Origin of the sequence: Winogradskyella sp. 3972H.M.0a.05 (assembly GCF_040493455.1) — a bacterium.
Lineage (GTDB): Bacteria > Bacteroidota > Bacteroidia > Flavobacteriales > Flavobacteriaceae > Microcosmobacter.
Window position 1 is genome coordinate 56,514 of sequence record NZ_JANFDA010000009.1, and the last position, 15,430, is coordinate 71,943.

Annotated in this window: 19 protein-coding genes; 9 read left to right on the plus strand and 10 right to left on the minus strand. The window is 34.4% G+C overall.

Going from position 1 to position 15,430, the window contains the following annotated elements; genetic code table 11:
- Positions 1 to 5: 5 nt before the first annotated feature.
- On the minus strand, positions 6 to 731 hold the full coding sequence (locus NCE97_RS14925) for a polyprenol monophosphomannose synthase (protein WP_353780085.1): 726 nt from the start codon (positions 729 to 731) through the stop codon (positions 6 to 8).
- Between the two features lie 116 nt (positions 732 to 847).
- Between NCE97_RS14925 and NCE97_RS14930 the strand changes: the two genes are divergently transcribed.
- Together NCE97_RS14930 and NCE97_RS14935 are read left to right on the plus strand one after the other, a co-directional pair.
- On the plus strand, positions 848 to 1,501 hold the full coding sequence (locus NCE97_RS14930) for a DUF4271 domain-containing protein (RefSeq protein WP_353780086.1): 654 nt from the start codon (positions 848 to 850) through the stop codon (positions 1,499 to 1,501).
- A gap of 16 nt (positions 1,502 to 1,517) precedes the next feature.
- Positions 1,518 to 2,267 carry a uroporphyrinogen-III synthase gene (locus NCE97_RS14935; protein WP_353780087.1) on the plus strand — a complete coding sequence of 250 codons (750 nt, stop codon included), beginning with the start codon at positions 1,518 to 1,520 and terminating at the stop codon, positions 2,265 to 2,267.
- A gap of 76 nt (positions 2,268 to 2,343) precedes the next feature.
- On the opposite strand, the gene pckA is transcribed toward NCE97_RS14935, so the two are convergent.
- The gene (pckA, locus tag NCE97_RS14940; protein WP_353780088.1) at positions 2,344 to 3,954 is read right to left on the minus strand and encodes a phosphoenolpyruvate carboxykinase (ATP); all 1,611 of its coding nucleotides are present in this window, start codon (positions 3,952 to 3,954) and stop codon (positions 2,344 to 2,346) included.
- A 65-nt stretch (positions 3,955 to 4,019) separates the two neighbouring features.
- Positions 4,020 to 4,409 carry a DUF423 domain-containing protein gene (locus NCE97_RS14945; RefSeq protein ID WP_353780089.1) on the minus strand — a complete coding sequence of 130 codons (390 nt, stop codon included), beginning with the start codon at positions 4,407 to 4,409 and terminating at the stop codon, positions 4,020 to 4,022.
- 79 nt (positions 4,410 to 4,488) lie between these two features.
- Between NCE97_RS14945 and NCE97_RS14950 the strand changes: the two genes are divergently transcribed.
- Both NCE97_RS14950 and NCE97_RS14955 read left to right on the plus strand, forming a co-directional pair.
- Positions 4,489 to 5,853, plus strand: coding sequence for a saccharopine dehydrogenase family protein (locus NCE97_RS14950; protein WP_353780090.1), 1,365 nt, complete (start codon positions 4,489 to 4,491; stop codon positions 5,851 to 5,853).
- Between the two features lie 101 nt (positions 5,854 to 5,954).
- Positions 5,955 to 6,425, plus strand: coding sequence for an Lrp/AsnC ligand binding domain-containing protein (locus NCE97_RS14955; protein WP_353780091.1), 471 nt, complete (start codon positions 5,955 to 5,957; stop codon positions 6,423 to 6,425).
- Positions 6,426 to 6,560: 135 nt separating this feature from the next.
- Here the strand turns inward: NCE97_RS14955 and NCE97_RS14960 are convergent, their stop codons facing one another.
- Entirely contained in the window at positions 6,561 to 7,136 is a 576-nt protein-coding gene (locus NCE97_RS14960) for a phage tail protein (protein WP_353780092.1), read from the minus strand.
- Positions 7,137 to 7,291: 155 nt separating this feature from the next.
- Between NCE97_RS14960 and NCE97_RS14965 the strand changes: the two genes are divergently transcribed.
- The 4 genes from NCE97_RS14965 to NCE97_RS14980 are packed head-to-tail and all read left to right on the plus strand — an operon-like array spanning position 7,292 to position 9,890.
- Positions 7,292 to 7,789 carry a hypothetical protein gene (locus NCE97_RS14965; RefSeq protein WP_353780093.1) on the plus strand — a complete coding sequence of 166 codons (498 nt, stop codon included), beginning with the start codon at positions 7,292 to 7,294 and terminating at the stop codon, positions 7,787 to 7,789.
- Between the two features lie 4 nt (positions 7,790 to 7,793).
- The gene (locus NCE97_RS14970; RefSeq protein ID WP_353780094.1) at positions 7,794 to 8,450 is read left to right on the plus strand and encodes a hypothetical protein; all 657 of its coding nucleotides are present in this window, start codon (positions 7,794 to 7,796) and stop codon (positions 8,448 to 8,450) included.
- The gene (locus NCE97_RS14975; protein WP_353780095.1) at positions 8,411 to 9,217 is read left to right on the plus strand and encodes a sensor histidine kinase; all 807 of its coding nucleotides are present in this window, start codon (positions 8,411 to 8,413) and stop codon (positions 9,215 to 9,217) included. The genes NCE97_RS14970 and NCE97_RS14975 overlap by 40 nt, the downstream gene beginning before the upstream one ends.
- Positions 9,210 to 9,890 (plus strand): response regulator transcription factor, encoded by a 681-nt coding sequence (locus NCE97_RS14980; protein ID WP_353780096.1) that lies wholly within the window; start codon positions 9,210 to 9,212, stop codon positions 9,888 to 9,890. The genes NCE97_RS14975 and NCE97_RS14980 overlap by 8 nt, the downstream gene beginning before the upstream one ends.
- Before the next feature lie 101 nt (positions 9,891 to 9,991).
- On the opposite strand, the gene NCE97_RS14985 is transcribed toward NCE97_RS14980, so the two are convergent.
- The 6 genes from NCE97_RS14985 to NCE97_RS15010 all read right to left on the minus strand — a co-directional run bounded on the left by NCE97_RS14985 (position 9,992) and on the right by NCE97_RS15010 (position 13,888).
- Positions 9,992 to 10,501: a hypothetical protein gene (locus tag NCE97_RS14985; RefSeq protein ID WP_353780097.1), complete on the minus strand. Its 510-nt coding sequence runs from the start codon at positions 10,499 to 10,501 to the stop codon at positions 9,992 to 9,994.
- Between the two features lie 273 nt (positions 10,502 to 10,774).
- Complete coding sequence (locus tag NCE97_RS14990; protein ID WP_353780098.1) at positions 10,775 to 11,464, minus strand: zinc metallopeptidase; 690 nt, start codon at positions 11,462 to 11,464, stop codon at positions 10,775 to 10,777.
- An 89-nt stretch (positions 11,465 to 11,553) separates the two neighbouring features.
- Complete coding sequence (locus tag NCE97_RS14995; RefSeq protein ID WP_353780099.1) at positions 11,554 to 12,453, minus strand: metallophosphoesterase family protein; 900 nt, start codon at positions 12,451 to 12,453, stop codon at positions 11,554 to 11,556.
- 101 nt (positions 12,454 to 12,554) lie between these two features.
- On the minus strand, positions 12,555 to 12,815 hold the full coding sequence (gene rpmA, locus NCE97_RS15000) for a 50S ribosomal protein L27 (RefSeq protein WP_353780100.1): 261 nt from the start codon (positions 12,813 to 12,815) through the stop codon (positions 12,555 to 12,557).
- A 25-nt stretch (positions 12,816 to 12,840) separates the two neighbouring features.
- The gene (gene rplU / locus NCE97_RS15005; protein ID WP_353780101.1) at positions 12,841 to 13,356 is read right to left on the minus strand and encodes a 50S ribosomal protein L21; all 516 of its coding nucleotides are present in this window, start codon (positions 13,354 to 13,356) and stop codon (positions 12,841 to 12,843) included.
- A gap of 76 nt (positions 13,357 to 13,432) precedes the next feature.
- Entirely contained in the window at positions 13,433 to 13,888 is a 456-nt protein-coding gene (locus NCE97_RS15010) for a DUF4199 domain-containing protein (protein WP_353780102.1), read from the minus strand.
- Between the two features lie 201 nt (positions 13,889 to 14,089).
- Between NCE97_RS15010 and NCE97_RS15015 the strand changes: the two genes are divergently transcribed.
- Positions 14,090 to 15,424, plus strand: coding sequence for a M16 family metallopeptidase (locus NCE97_RS15015; protein ID WP_353780103.1), 1,335 nt, complete (start codon positions 14,090 to 14,092; stop codon positions 15,422 to 15,424).
- The last annotated feature ends 6 nt before the right edge of the window (positions 15,425 to 15,430 follow it).

The following is a 15,430-nucleotide window of genomic DNA, read 5'->3' on the forward strand; positions in this document are numbered from 1 at the left end:
CACTTTTAATTCTTACTGAATAAGCTTTTTATTTTCATACTTATAACTCCAAAAACGGCTTCTGAAATAATTCCTCCGCTCATTTTAGACTTCCCTTTTGTTCTATCCGTAAATATTACTGGCACTTCAACAATTTTAAATCCTTTTAGATGTGCTTTAAATTTCATTTCAATCTGAAAAGCATAGCCTACGAATTTAATTTTATCTAGATTGATTTCTTCCAACACCTTTCTTGAATAGCATACAAACCCTGCAGTAGTATCGTGGATTTTCATCCTGGTAATCAATCTCACATATTTTGATGCAAAATAGGATAATAGTATTCTGGTCATTGGCCAATTGACCACATTAACTCCTTTTACATAGCGAGATCCCACTGCAACATCGTTTCCTTCTGTAGCACAAGCATTATATAGTTTTATAAGGTCATTAGGATTGTGGGAGAAATCTGCATCCATTTCAAAAATGTAATCATATTGGTGCTGTAGACACCACTTAAACCCATCTATATAGGCTGTCCCTAGTCCTTCTTTTTTTGAGCGATTGAGCAGAAATAATGATGATTCGAATTCTTCTTGAAGTTCTATAACCGTCTTTGCTGTACCGTCTGGTGAATTGTCATCTACTACCAAAATATGAAATGCCTTATCCTGACCAAAAACTGCTCTGATAATAGATTCTATATTCTCAATTTCGTTGTAAGTAGGAATGATGACAATGGCATCTTGCATATCACGGAAATTTTAGCAAAAGTAAGTTTTTAAATGATTATTCTAGGATAACAGCAATAGATATTATTTGACGCAAAATAGAATAAACAATCTAATTTTCTTTATACTTTAGCATTATGTTAAGAGAAGTAATAACAAATGATTGGTACACTATTTTTATAGTCATCGGTTTGGTATTTATTGTTGCTTCGAAGACCTTATTTGGATTGCGATTTATGGATTTTTTACTCGTTGTAGGAAATTCTAAATACTTAAAAATCTATGCCAGGGAACAAAAATTTATCGACACTTTTGATTCTCTACTTTTTGTAAACCTAGTACTTTCATTTTCTGTATTTTCTTATATCTCTTATTCGCAATTAATTGCTCCTATAGATTTTGATCTCTTTACATTTTTGAAAGTAGCTTTTGCAATTGCAGCTATTATTCTCATGAAGGTTTTAATAGAGCGATTAATAGGTAGTCTTTTTGATATAGATCCAATTATTGATAGTTATTTATTTCAAAAAACCACCTTTAAGAACTATACAGGCTTGCTATTACTTCCTCTTAATGCTTTATTATTATTTACTCTAACGCCTTCAAAATTTGTTATTTATGCAATATTTGGTGTTATAGTCTTAATTAATTTGATTGGATTTGTTACATCTTTCAAAACCCATCAAAAATTACTTATCAACAATTTATTCTATTTTATTTTGTACCTTTGCGCTCTCGAAATTGGACCTTATGTGATTTTATATAAGGTTTTTGTAGAGTATAACGCTTAAAATATTGCGTCTGCTTATGAAAGTGAAAACAATTTTAGTATCACAACCAGAGCCTAAAATAGAAAATTCGCCATACTTCGATTTACAGGAGAAGCAAAAGGTAAAGATAGATTTCAGACCTTTTATCCATGTCGAAGGACTTGCTGCAAAGGAGGTAAGACAGCAAAAAGTTGATCTCAGTGGTTATACGGCTATTATATTAACTAGTCGTAATTCTGTTGATCACTTCTTTAGAGTAGCTGAAGAAATGCGTTTCAAGGTGCCAGATACCATGAAATATTTCTGCCAGTCTGAAGCTGTTGCTTATTACTTGCAAAAGTATGTGGTGTATAGAAAGAGAAAGATATATGTGGGTAAGCGTACTTTTGCTGATTTATCGCCATTAATCAAAAAGTATAAGGACGAAAAATTCTTATTACCAACTACAGATAAAGTAAAGCCAATAATCCCTGATACTCTAGATAATCTTGGAGTAAACTGGAAGCAAGCTACTTTTTACAAAACAGTAATTAGCGATCTTTCTGATTTGGCAGATGTTTATTACGACATCTTGGTATTCTTTAGCCCATCTGGAATTGAATCATTATTCCATAATTTTCCAGACTTTAAACAAAACAATACCAGATTAGCTGTTTTTGGAAATACAACTATTAAAGCTGTAGAAGAAAAAGGATTGCGTGTCGATATTGCTGCGCCAACTCCAGAAACTCCTTCTATGACAATGGCTTTAGAAAAGTATATCGAACAAGCTAATAAAGGAAAATAAATAAGGCACTTTTAGTCAATAATAAAAAAAGCGGATTCAAAATTGAATCCGCTTTTTTTATTATTATTCTTTAAGCTCATTTTACATTTGGTGCTCCTGCCAATATTTCTTCATTGGCATAATCTTCAAATTTCTTAAAGTTTTCTCTAAATGAAGCCGCTAGCTTATACGCTGTCTTATAGTAACCTTCATCATTATTCCATGTTGTTCTTGGGCTTAGTACCTCTGTTGGCACACCAGGACAAGTTCTAGGCTGCATAACTCCGAAAACAGAGTGGATATGATACTTTTCGTAGCTATAATCACCTAGATCACCATTCATTGCTGCTGAAATCATGGCTCTGGTATACTTCAATTTCATTCTATGTCCTATTCCATAAGGACCACCTGTCCAACCTGTATTAACTAACCATACATTAACACCAGATTCTTTCATCTTGGCACTTAGCATCTCTGCGTACTTCGTAGGATGCAAAGGCATAAATGGCGCTCCAAAACAAGCAGAAAAACTTGGTAATGGTTCATCTATTCCAGCTTCTGTTCCAGCAACTTTAGCTGTATAACCTGAAATAAAATGGTATGCTGCTTGACCAGGCGTTAACTTAGATATCGGAGGCAATACTCCAAAAGCATCTGCTGTTAAGAAGAAAATGTTTTTTGGGTTTTTACCTATAGATGGTTTTTGAATATTATCGATATGGTAAATCGGGTAGCTAACTCTAGTGTTTTGAGTGATAGAAGTATCAGCAAAGTCAACATTGCCGTTATCATCCATTATAACATTTTCTAGAATTGCTCCTTTTTTAATTGCATTATAAATCTCTGGTTCGCTTTCTTGAGATAAATTAATCACTTTAGCATAACAGCCTCCTTCAAAATTGAATACTGTATTTTCAGCAGTCCAACCGTGCTCATCATCTCCGATTAAGCTTCTGTCTGGGTCAGTAGATAACGTTGTTTTCCCAGTACCAGATAATCCAAAGAATATTGATGTATCTCCATCTTTACCAACATTGGCACTACAGTGCATTGGTAAAGTATTTTTGAATACTGGTAATATAAAGTTCAATGCAGAAAAAATACCTTTCTTAATTTCACCTGTATAACCAGTTCCACCAATAAGTGCAATTTTTCTGGTAAAGTTTAATATTGCAAAATTATGTTGTCGTGTTCCATCAATTTCTGCATTTGCCATAAACTCAGGCGCATTAATCACCGTCCACTCAGGATCAAAGTTTTCCAATTCTGCTTCAGTAGGTCTAAGGAACATATTGTAAGCGAACATGTTACTCCAAGGATATTCGTTTATAACACGAATATTTAAGCGATAATTATCGTCAGCACATGCATAACTGTCTCTCACAAAAACTTCCTTTTCTGATAGATACGCTACAACTTTATCGTAGAGTGCATCAAACTTATCTGATTCAAAAGGAATATTAATATTTCCCCACCATACACGATCTTTAGTAATATCGTCTTTAACAATAAATCGGTCTTGAGGTGAGCGACCAGTAAATTCTCCTGTATTAACAGCTATAGCTCCAAAAGCAGATTCTACACCTTGCCCTTTTTTAATAGTTAAGTCGTGAAGTTCGTCTGAGGAAAGTTGATAGTGTACTTTGGCATTCTTGATTCCGTAATCATCTAGCGAAATCGATTTCGTTGCTTGGGTATGGTCTACCATATTTTTGTCATGTTGTTTAAAGTGCAAAGGTAAAATTTTATTTAAAGTTACCTCCTATAATCAGCTCAATTCGAATTAATTTTCAAAAAATTTATCAACAAAAACACCCATGATAAAATCAATAAAAGTCCTCCTATTGGAGTCACAAAACCAATCTTCTTAAAATCGAAGCTTGTTAATGTATTTGTAGCCAAAGCATATATAGATCCTGAGAATAAAACGACACCAATGATTACTAAATAGAGTATTATCTTTTGGTAAGTCAATGAGACATATGATGATGACCCTACAAACAGTAAGAACAGGGCGTGATACATCTGATATTTAACCCCTGTCTCAAAAGTTGCTATCGATTCTGCAGGAATAACTTTTTTTAGTCCATGAGCAGCAAAAGCTCCCAGAATAATACTTAGTATTCCTAAAATCGCCGCAGTTATTAATATAGATTTGTTCATTATAAATGTTGGTTTATATTTTTAAATATTAGTGCTTTTATTACATTCGTGACCATAAAATTACTCAAGAAAAAACACTATGCGAAATATTCTGGTAATAGGATCTGGGAAATCTTCTTCTTATCTTATTAAATACCTGTTAGAGAAGGCAAATGCTGAAGATTTACAGATTACGGTAGGTGATCTTAATATTGAAAATGCGAGAAAACTTGTTGGAGATCATCCTAGAGCTAATGCCATTACATTAGATGTTTTTAATGCAGAATCTCGCAATGCTGCGATTACTGATGCAGATATTGTTGTCTCTATGTTGCCAGCTAGATTTCACATCGAAGTTGCTAAAGATTGTGTTGCTTTAGGTAAACATATGGTGACAGCCTCTTATGTAAGTAAGGAAATGCAAGCACTAGATGAGCAGGTTAAGGCCAAGGGTCTTGTGTTTATGAACGAAATTGGTGTAGATCCTGGAATAGATCACATGAGTGCTATGCAGGTGATAGACCGCATTAGAGACAATGGCGGTAAAATGATTTTGTTTGAATCTTTCACAGGAGGATTAGTGGCTCCTGAAAGTGATAACAATTTGTGGAACTATAAGTTTACTTGGAATCCAAGAAATGTTGTAGTTGCTGGTCAAGGTGGTGCTGCAAAATTCTTGCAAGAGGGAGCGTATAAGTATATTCCCTACAACAGATTATTTAGAAGAACTGAGTTTCTAGAAGTAGAAGGATTTGGTAGATTTGAAGCTTATGCAAATCGTGATTCTTTAAAATATCAACATGTTTATGGATTGGATCATGTACAAACGCTTTATAGAGGTACAATGAGACGTGTTGGTTTTTCTAGAGCATGGAATATTTTTGTAACGCTAGGAATGACAGATGATAGTTACACTATAGATGATAGTGAAAACATGAGCTATCGTGATTTTGTAAATGCATTTTTACCTTATAGCCCTACAGATTCTGTAGAGCTAAAGCTAAGACATCAGGTTAAGATCGACCAAGATGATATTGTCTGGGACAAACTATTAGAACTAGATATCTTCAGCAGCACAAAAATGGTTGAACTCGCTAAAGCGACTCCAGCACAAATTCTTCAGAAAATATTAATGGACAGCTGGACTTTGGATGAAGATGACAAAGATATGATCGTAATGTATCATAAGTTTGGCTATGAGCTAAATGGTGAAAAGCATCAGATCGATGCAACTATGGTTGCACTGGGCGAAGACCAAACCTATACAGCGATGGCCAAAACAGTTGGATTACCTGTAGCTATGGCCACTATGGCAATCTTGAAAGGCAAAATCAATACACCAGGTGTACAGATACCAATTAACAAGGAAGTATATAACCCTATTTTGGAGGAATTAGAAGACTATGGTGTTGTCTTTAATGAAAAAGAAGTTCCTTATTTAGGTTATAATCCATTGAATGCTTGAAGAGCACGACAGTTTGAAGCATCTTCGAACTTAAAACAATTAGAATTACAATCTTAAATCATTTTCTTAAATTTAAGGCTTAATTAAAACCTTAATTTATAATGAAGGTTATAAATCAAAACATTCATATCGATGGAATCGATAAGAAGATTCTGCGTGCTTTAATGCAGGATGCCAGAACACCCATCCTTGAAATTGCAAGAAATGTTGGCATCTCTGGAGCAGCTATCCATCAAAGACTAAGAAAGCTAGAAAAATCAGGACTTTTAATTGGCTCTAAGTTTATTGTGAATCCAAAAGTTCTGGGTTACACCACCATGGCTTTTGTTGGTGTCTATTTGGATAAAGCCGTAAGTAATCCTGAAGCTGTAAAACAACTCCAAAAAATACCTGAAGTACTAGAATGTCACTACACAACAGGTCATTGGAGTGTGTTTATAAAAATACTCGCTAAAGATAATGAGCATTTAATGCATCTGCTTAATAAAGAAATACAATCAATTTCTGGTGTTTCTAGAACCGAAACCTTCGTCTCTCTTCAACAACAAATTGATAGACAGATTAAGATTTAACCAGATCTTTAAAGCTTTATGAACTTTTTAATGATTGTCTTTGTATTCGCTTCAAACTGAATCTTGACAAAGTATGATCATCATATAATATTGAAAAGTGCTGAGTAATGAACACAGCACTTTCTTATAAAACTGTTAGTCTCTTGGTGGGTAAATTCCTTGAATACAAATACAGTAGTTAATTGTTAAAAAAGGCTGCATATTATTTACTGGACTAGACGAACCAGTATTACCTGTATCTACAGTTCCTCTAACTGGAGCGCTAAATGTAGACAAAGTCGTATCTGCTGAAGATGCGGGAGCATACGAATTTGCACTATTAGCTGGAATATTTCCCTGTGTTTCATCTGTGGTTCCATCTCTGTTTGATGCTGGTGTTTCTATGGTAGCTCTAACTGTTTGACCATCGAAAGTCACCTGATGTCCATGTGGAGGCAATTGAGCAACATTCAAAATATTTGACTCCGTCCCTCCTTTTTGACCTAGTCTCCAATTCGTAAACCCAGGAGCAGCACCTTGACTGATTGCCACATGACCTCTTAGATCTGGCAATCCAAAAGTTGTACGTCCATCTCCACCGTAAGTTGTTCCCAATAGTGAAAAAAGTGCTTGATAATCCGCTATTGCCAAAAGTTGTCCATTACAAGGCAGCCAACCTCTAGGTGCAAAACTAAAAGCAAAAGCTTGTATTGTTCCAATGTAATCTTCCATGATGATATAGATTTAAAAGTTAATAACACCAAATTTAGAGGCGCCATTACTCATCTATAGCAGTAGTATCACGGGATAAAAAATCAGGTAAAAACCCTTATTTCTTTTTAATTAAGGTTCCCTAACTTTACTGTAAACTATTAATCTTATTAATCATGGAATCAAAAACATTAGAATCAAATTCAGCCCCATCTGCTCCACCAGTACTTCAATTAGGTATTTGTGAAGCCATAGAATCTGCACAGACTTGGAGAGGAATGAACAGTAATAGAGCGAAAGCGTTTCTTATACCTATAGCAGATTTATTGGCATGCTTTGTAGAGATGGAGATTGCTACTTATAATAGTGAGAAAAAAGAATTTACTGTTAAAGAAGATGTTCCTCATGACCTTAGAGCCTACATGGGAACTAAAAACGACCCAAGTTATTGGAATGATCCAAATAAAGGATATGGTAATAAATTGCTAATTGTAGCAACTAAATGGGATGATCGATTAAAGAAATATGTAGATATTGTAGATCGAATTACCAACTGCCCAGAAAACAATCATAAAAGTTCTATTAATGGAGATGGACTAGTTGGAAGCGGTGTGTATGATTTTACCGTACCTTGTCCAAACGAATGTGATCCAAGCAGTTCTTTAATGAAATAAATTTATGAATCCCATTTTAGACGACTTTTTCGAATACTTAGGGATTGTATTACTGTTTATTAACGCATGCTTATATATTTGGAGCTACAGAACCATAAGAGGTTCTGTAGCTCTGAAGTATTTCAGTACATATCTTGCGACAATATTTATAGTCTTATTATCTAGTTTATTAATTGTCAAGGTTTTTAAAGTTAGAAACAACCTTTATCTATCTCATCTATATTTTTTGTCACAGTTTGTATTATTGTCCCTTTTTTATAAATCTCAATTCAAGAAAAATCAAAAAAAATGGGTAAACATTACCTTGTCTTTGGTATTATTAATTGTAACTATTCAATATATTAATAAGCCTCAACTTTTGAAAAAATTCAACTTATTCGAAATTTTCATATCTTCATTCCCCTTAGTTGTATACTCAATTGTTCATTTATACAATGCGTTAAATAATAAAGGAAAGTACATGCTTATCAATGCTGGTGTTTTAATGTACATCGCTACAAGTACACTTATCTTTATTCTAGGAGATTATATTACTTCTAACACTAAGAACCATTTGATTGCTAAAATATGGTTTATTAATAAAGTATTATATGTAGGATACTTATTGCTAATTCTAGTCGAATGGAAGAAGAATATTTCGCCTCTCTCGAGCAAATCATAGGAGCACTTGTTTATGGCATTATTTTTTTGGTTCTAGTAACTACTGGGCTGATTTTGTTTTTTCATTACTCAAGGAAAAAGATCACTGAGAAGGAAATAGAAAAAATAGCTATCTCATTAGATCAAAAACAGAAGGTACTACAAGCATCTATAGCCGCTCAAGAAGAAGAGCGAAAGCGTATTGCTAAAGACCTACACGATGCCATTAGTGCTAAACTAAATGTTGTCAGCCTTACCACCCATGTTTTACTTGAAGATGAAGGGTTAGACATAGAACACCAAAATTCGTTAAACCATATTTTGGATGTTACTACCAAAACTCTGGAAAGCTCTCGGAAGATTGCTCATGATCTCATGCCTCCAATATTAGAAAAATTTGGCTTGAAAGTAGCTTTGGAAGAATTACTCGAAGAATTTACAAAGAGTAAACAAATAGAGATAGAAAGTAATATCGATGACCTTAACTTTCTATCAACTGACAAAGGATTGCACATCTTCAGGATTATACAAGAATTGCTTAATAATTCAACAAGACATGGAAAAGCATCTTTAATTATTCTTGAAATAAAAAAGCTATCCAATGAAGGCTTTAGAATCACATTTAGTGATAATGGTGTAGGTTTTGACTTCGATGAGGATCGTAAAAAACCTGGAATAGGCCTTCAAAATATAGAAAGTAGAGTAGCAATACTTAATGGTGAGTTTATTGTCAATAGTAAACTAAACAAAGGAAGTACATTCATTATAAATTGTAATAGTGATGAATAAAAAAATCAACATAGTATTAGCAGATGATGAACTTTTGTTTCGACAAGGCTTGAAAGCAATTTTAAGTAAAGTGAAGCAAATTAAGGTTTTGTTTGATGCCAATGACGGCAATGATCTTATGCAAAAATTAAGAACTACTGAACAATTACCAGATATTATTATTACGGATCTAAAAATGCCTAATCTAAATGGTGTTGAAGCCACAAAACTCATACGAAAAGAGTTTCCAAACATAAAGATTATAGCCTTAACAAGTTACTTTAGTAAACCATTCATCATTAACATGATTTCCATTGGAGCTGTTGCATATTTAGCGAAAGATAGTACACCTAAGCTAATGCTTACAACTATAGAAGAAGTATCTGAAAAAGGGTTTTTCTATGATGAAAAAGTGATGAAGTACATACATGAAGGCCTTTTGAATCCGGCAGAAAAGAAACTAAAGTCAAACTTTGATACGACGTACTTTACCAAAAGAGAAAAAGAGGTATTAGAACTCATCTGTAAACAGCTTACCACTAATGAAATTGCCGAAGCCTTATTTATTAGTCCAAGAACCGTTGAAGGCCACAGAAACAATCTTCTTCTCAAAACCGAATCAAAAAACGTAGCCGGATTGGTAATCTATGCCATTCAAAACAAACTAGTCTCTTTGGAGGCTAATAACTTTTAATTTCGACTATAAACTTTAAACAAAAAGAGATTGGCAAATACCAATCTCTTTCTTTAATTACTAACTTAAAAACTATTAACCTTTCATCATTAGTAATCTACTTAGTTTAATCCTAACACTGCAGAGAACACATAGATAATGCCCATTTCCTCTGGTTGGTTAATAACAGGAGCTGTTGCAAACCCTACTCCCCAATACAATGTCTCTGCTCCTCCTAATTGCGATCTTCCATAAAAAGTCCCAGATAAGCCTCCATTGTTTGCTACTTCTTGAGTGATTTGTTTCGCCATTTCTGTTATCGTATTAGTATCTACAGGTAAGTCCCAAGAAGTAAAATCTTGAGTAATCGCCTGAGTAACACACTTTGGAGCTTTACCAGCTACATTAGCTTTCCAAGGCGCCATTATTGCAGAATCTTCTTGATAACTAGCATAAGCTGGAAATGCGTCTGGCCAGCTTCCTGATAAATCTTTTGCTAGCTTAGCTTCAATTTTGCTAACAACAGTACTAACCGTTACTCCTGCTGGAATTTGCCCCAATCCCAATCTACTGTATGCCTCTTGGAATTCATTTACGTTTACTGTGATATTAGTTACACTTACTTTTGCCATGATATTATAATTTATATAGTTGTGTCTACTCGTTTATTTGGTTTTTCGACTTCGACCATTTCAATAATTCGTTGCAACATCTACTGAACATTACAAAGTTTGAAAAACAACCAAACAGTCTTTACCGAATAAAGCCTTCAAATAAGAAAGACGTATTTATACTGTAAGAAGTGAAGAGTAGAGTATAAATTACTTTCGCGTAGAATTACTCATTTTGCTATATAAAAAAACCCCTTATCGCGATAAGGGGTTTTCCACTTTATAAATGAAGTTTTAATCACTTCCTAAAATCTGTACGGCCCAATAAACTAATGATGCTAAAGCTCCAAGAGCAGCTACCAAATAAGTCCTAGCTGCCCATTTCAAGGCATCTTCAGAGCCTTTGTATTCTTCTGGCGTTACCATGTTCTTGTTTTTTAACCAAGCCAATGCTCTATTACTCGCATCATATTCTACTGGTAATGTGATAAAGCTAAATAACGTTGCAAACCCCATCATTACCAATCCAGCAATTGCAACCCAATATCCTAAACCTACACCTGCTGCAGCTCCAAGCACCAAACCTCCGATTATAAGCCATTGCGACATTCCAGAAGAAACACTCACTATTGGTACTAACTGACTACGCATTTGTAACCAACCGTAAGCTTGCGCGTGCTGAACAGCATGACCAACCTCATGCGCAGCAACAGCAGCCGCAGCTGCATTCCTTTGGTTATAAACTGCCTCACTAAGATTTACTGTTTTATTTTTAGGATTATAGTGATCTGTCAATTGACCAGGTGTTGAAATGACTTCAACATCATAGATACCATGATCGGATAACATCTTTTGAGCAATCTCAGCACCACTCATCCCATTTCTTAATTGTACTCTGGAGTACTGAGCAAATTTTCGCTTCAATGTATTGCTTACTAGCCAACTTGCTAGCATTATTCCTCCAATTAGTATCCAATATTCCATTCCCATAATTTCAAAGTTTTTTAAGATTGATATTAATTTATACGCAAAAAATGCGCCAATATTATTTTCTGCTCTTTTGTCAGTTACTTTTATTTAGAAGCAAAATCGTAAAGCTTTTTAGGACCTTCTAGTAATACTCTTATGATCTGAAGTGTCCCATCTTCTTTAGTCGCAACCTGCCATTTTATTAATGATATCTTACCTTCTTCTATTTCGATACCAGTAATACTCCTTGGATGCACACAGCTGCCATCGTTAAATAATGCTATTTCATTAGTCTTCGGAAACCTGGGCCTATGCGTATGACCAACTATAGTGAGTATATTATCATTCTCCCTAATCCATTTCTTTAATCGCTTCTCAACCTTAATAAGATTCTTATAATTCTTAGCTGGACTTGTTGGATCTGCAATTCCTAGAATTTGTAATGGCTTCCAAAGTACTCTCACCATAAACCTACTCCATTTCCAGAATAGATAATTCCACCAATCTGCCTGGTGACCATGCGCCAAAAACAATTCCTGTTCGGTTTCCGTATGCCTTAGAACTATCGCTTCATGATATTGTAAATCACAAAATAGCTCCACATCTTCCCCTATCTTTTCATCAAAGTAAGTCGACAAATGCTTTTCTACATATTCTGGATCTCTATAGACCATATCATGATTCCCCCAAATCATATGCAGACGTCCTTCCTCATGGAATTGTTTCATTAGCATATAGACATTCTTATGGGCATCTAGAATAGCATTAAAAGATATGTTTTCCCACAATTCATCGCCATCCCCTAATTCACAATAATCAAATCCAGAGTTGTAATAATGACTTAACGCATGAAAATAGATATTTCTATTGTTTGCAAAATCATCCGCAAAGCTATTATCTCCTCTATGACAATCACTAAACAGAATAAACTTAGAATGATCATTAAAGTTTACTCGCTTTGCATTTTGATATGCGTTATCTAATCGTTTTTTGGCTGAAAACACCTGAATTCTTTTTACCGAAATTAGGTAATATTATTTCAATAAACTAAAAAACCCTTTCTGAACAAATCAGAAAGGGTTTTGATATTATTAAACAATAATTCTTAAGCTTCAAATGGAATTACAGAAACGTAAGATTTGTTATCCTTCTTTTTAGTAAACTGTACGATACCATCAACTTTAGCATGTAAAGTATGGTCTTTACCTAGGTATACATTTTCACCAGCGTGGTGAGCTGTACCTCTTTGTCTAACGATAATATTACCTGCTATTGCAGCTTGTCCTCCAAAAATCTTAACCCCAAGGCGTTTCGATTCTGATTCTCTACCGTTTTTAGAACTTCCGACTCCTTTTTTATGTGCCATTGTATTCTAGTTTTATATTTTAAAATTAACTAAGAGCAGCAATTAAATCGGCTTTCTTCATAGAAGAGTAACCTGTAATCCCTTTTGCTTTAGCCATCTCTTTTAACTCAGCAACAGTTTTGCCACTTAAGTCTTGAGTATTTGTTTCTTTAGTTTCAGTTGCAGCTGGTTTAGCTTTAGCCTCTTCTTTAGCTGGAGCAGCTTTTTCTGCTTTAGCTGGCTTAGCACCTTTTGCTACAATGCTTTCAATTTGAATTTCGGTAAGAGCTTGTCTGTGACCATTTTTTACTCTATACCCTTTACGTCTTTTCTTTTTGAAGACGATTACTTTATCACCTTTAAGGTGCTTTAAGACTTTCGCACTAACCTGTGCTCCGCCTATAGCTGGGGCGCCTACAGTTACATTGTTACCGTCACCGATTAAAAGAACGTTATCGAAAGAAACTTTCTTACCTTCTTCTGTTCCAAGACGATTAACAAAAACTTTTTGGTCTTTCTCAACTTTGAATTGATGCCCTGCTATCTCTACAATTGCGTACATAGCGTAACGTTTTTATTAATTTAAATTCTTTAAAAAATGGATGCAAATATACATCTATTTAAGGAATCTACAAACGTTATACCTGATTTTGAGAGATATTCCAGCTTTTTTTGAAGTATTGCATAAACGTTAGTGTTAAAACTACCGTTGTTGCAAAGCCCATAATAGCAACCACGAAGGAAACAATACCCACACCTATATTAGAATCTCTTCTAAAAGGCTCTAGCAATTCTTCAACAAATCCTGGTTGTAATTCTGTAGCATATAATAGGAAAAAAATAGTAAAAATTAGCGTAGCTACGAACCCTGTTATCACGCCTACCGAAAAGCCTTTCGGATAATTAAAATCATCGCCTTGCTCAGATTTGTAGGATCTTATAGCTTCATAAATACCAAATCCAACAACTACTCCATTGAACAAACTAAAAATTGGTTTTGTGTGCCATCCCAGTAAACTAAGTATTAAAAAATAGGCAATTAATGAGCCACTAATGGCTATTCCGTATCGAATTGGAAGAATAAAATTTTTCATGATTCAATAAGTATTTAGAAGGTGGTAAGTCTTAAAGTTCGTGAAAAATCGCTTAAAAACCTCATTTTTTATGATTCTTTTTGCAGTTTAAATGTCTCAAAAAGCATTGTGATTCATTATTTTTGCTCATCTTCTGTAACATATGATACGGAGTTAAGACAAACATTAAAAATCAATTTAAAATTTTTAAAACAAAATCGCATGAAAAAATTCTTAATGGCATTTGCTTCTTTAGTAGTTTTTGGACTTACTGCAGATGCTCAAAAAGTCGAATTTGAAGAATTTGATTTAGATAACGGCCTCCACGTTATTCTTCATCAAGACAACTCTGCTCCTGTAGTTACAGTTGGAGTTATGTACGACGTAGGTGGAAAAGATCTTGGAGGAGATGAAAAAGCCGGAAATAGAACAGGATTTGCTCACTTCTTTGAGCACTTATTATTTGAAGGAACTGAAAATATTGGACGTGGCGAATGGTTTACTATTGTAACGTCTCAAGGTGGTAGCAATAATGCCAACACTTCTATGGACAGAACTTATTACTACGAAGTTTTCCCTTCAAACAGTTTAGAGCTGGGACTTTGGATGGAATCTGAAAGAATGTTACACCCAGTAATTGATCAAGTAGGTGTAGACACTCAAAACGAAGTTGTTAAAGAAGAGAAGCGTCTAAGAATGGACAACTCTCCTTACGGACAATTGTTACCAGCGGTCACTGAGAACTTATTCAAAAAGCATCCTTATAAGTACAAGAACATTGGTGAGATGGAAGACTTAGATGCTGCTACACTTGAAGAGTTTAAAGCCTATTTCAAAAAATGGTACGGTCCACAAAACGCTGTACTAGTAGTAACGGGAGATTTCCAAATGGAAAACACCAAGAAAATGGTTAGAGATTACTTTTCAGAAGTAAAAAGAGGAACTACTCCAGTAAGAAACTTCCCTAAAGAAGACCCTATTACTGAAACCATAAAAGCTAAGCACTACGATGCTAACATTCAATTACCAGCAATAGTTGCTGCTTACCGTGTGCCAGGCTTTGGAAAAAGAGATGCTTATGTAATGGATATGGTATCTTCATATTTAAGTGATGGTAAAAGTTCTAAACTGTACAAGAAACTAGTTGACGAGCAAAAGCAAGCTTTAGCTGTACAAGCTGTTAACTTAGGGCAAAAAGATTATGGTATTTATGCATTATTCGGAATTCCATTAGGTGATATTGCACTTACGGATCTTTTAGCTGAAATGGATGAAGAGATTGCTAAAATGCAAAACGAATTGATATCTGAAAAAGATTACCAAAAGCTTCAGAATAAATTCGAAAACAGATTTGTAAACTCTAACTCTAGCATGCAAGGTATTGCAAACTCATTGGCAAGATACTACATGCTTTATGGTGATGTAAATTTGATTAATGACCAAATCAATATTTACAGATCAATTACTCGTGAGGAAATTCAAGCTGCTGTTAAAAAATACTTGAACCCTAACCAGAGAGTAGAATTAGAGTATTTACCAAAGAAAGATGATCAATAATATTAT

Bases quoted from the DNA above. Each gene is read 5' to 3' on its own strand.
- NCE97_RS14935 (WP_353780087.1), top strand. From the start codon at position 1,518: ATGAAAGTGAAAACAATTTTAGTATCACAACCAGAGCCTAAAATAGAA.
- NCE97_RS14980 (WP_353780096.1), top strand. From the start codon at position 9,210: ATGAATAAAAAAATCAACATAGTATTAGCAGATGATGAACTTTTGTTT.
- NCE97_RS14950 (WP_353780090.1), top strand. From the start codon at position 4,489: ATGCGAAATATTCTGGTAATAGGATCTGGGAAATCTTCTTCTTATCTT.
- NCE97_RS14945 (WP_353780089.1), bottom strand. From the start codon at position 4,409: ATGAACAAATCTATATTAATAACTGCGGCGATTTTAGGAATACTAAGT.
- pckA (WP_353780088.1), bottom strand. From the start codon at position 3,954: ATGGTAGACCATACCCAAGCAACGAAATCGATTTCGCTAGATGATTAC.
- NCE97_RS14975 (WP_353780095.1), top strand. From the start codon at position 8,411: ATGGAAGAAGAATATTTCGCCTCTCTCGAGCAAATCATAGGAGCACTT.
- NCE97_RS14955 (WP_353780091.1), top strand. From the start codon at position 5,955: ATGAAGGTTATAAATCAAAACATTCATATCGATGGAATCGATAAGAAG.
- rpmA (WP_353780100.1), bottom strand. From the start codon at position 12,815: ATGGCACATAAAAAAGGAGTCGGAAGTTCTAAAAACGGTAGAGAATCA.
- NCE97_RS14925 (WP_353780085.1), bottom strand. From the start codon at position 731: ATGCAAGATGCCATTGTCATCATTCCTACTTACAACGAAATTGAGAAT.
- NCE97_RS14930 (WP_353780086.1), top strand. From the start codon at position 848: ATGTTAAGAGAAGTAATAACAAATGATTGGTACACTATTTTTATAGTC.
- NCE97_RS14985 (WP_353780097.1), bottom strand. From the start codon at position 10,501: ATGGCAAAAGTAAGTGTAACTAATATCACAGTAAACGTAAATGAATTC.
- NCE97_RS14965 (WP_353780093.1), top strand. From the start codon at position 7,292: ATGGAATCAAAAACATTAGAATCAAATTCAGCCCCATCTGCTCCACCA.
- NCE97_RS14990 (WP_353780098.1), bottom strand. From the start codon at position 11,464: ATGGAATATTGGATACTAATTGGAGGAATAATGCTAGCAAGTTGGCTA.
- rplU (WP_353780101.1), bottom strand. From the start codon at position 13,356: ATGTACGCAATTGTAGAGATAGCAGGGCATCAATTCAAAGTTGAGAAA.
- NCE97_RS15010 (WP_353780102.1), bottom strand. From the start codon at position 13,888: ATGAAAAATTTTATTCTTCCAATTCGATACGGAATAGCCATTAGTGGC.
- NCE97_RS14970 (WP_353780094.1), top strand. From the start codon at position 7,794: ATGAATCCCATTTTAGACGACTTTTTCGAATACTTAGGGATTGTATTA.
- NCE97_RS14960 (WP_353780092.1), bottom strand. From the start codon at position 7,136: ATGGAAGATTACATTGGAACAATACAAGCTTTTGCTTTTAGTTTTGCA.
- NCE97_RS15015 (WP_353780103.1), top strand. From the start codon at position 14,090: ATGAAAAAATTCTTAATGGCATTTGCTTCTTTAGTAGTTTTTGGACTT.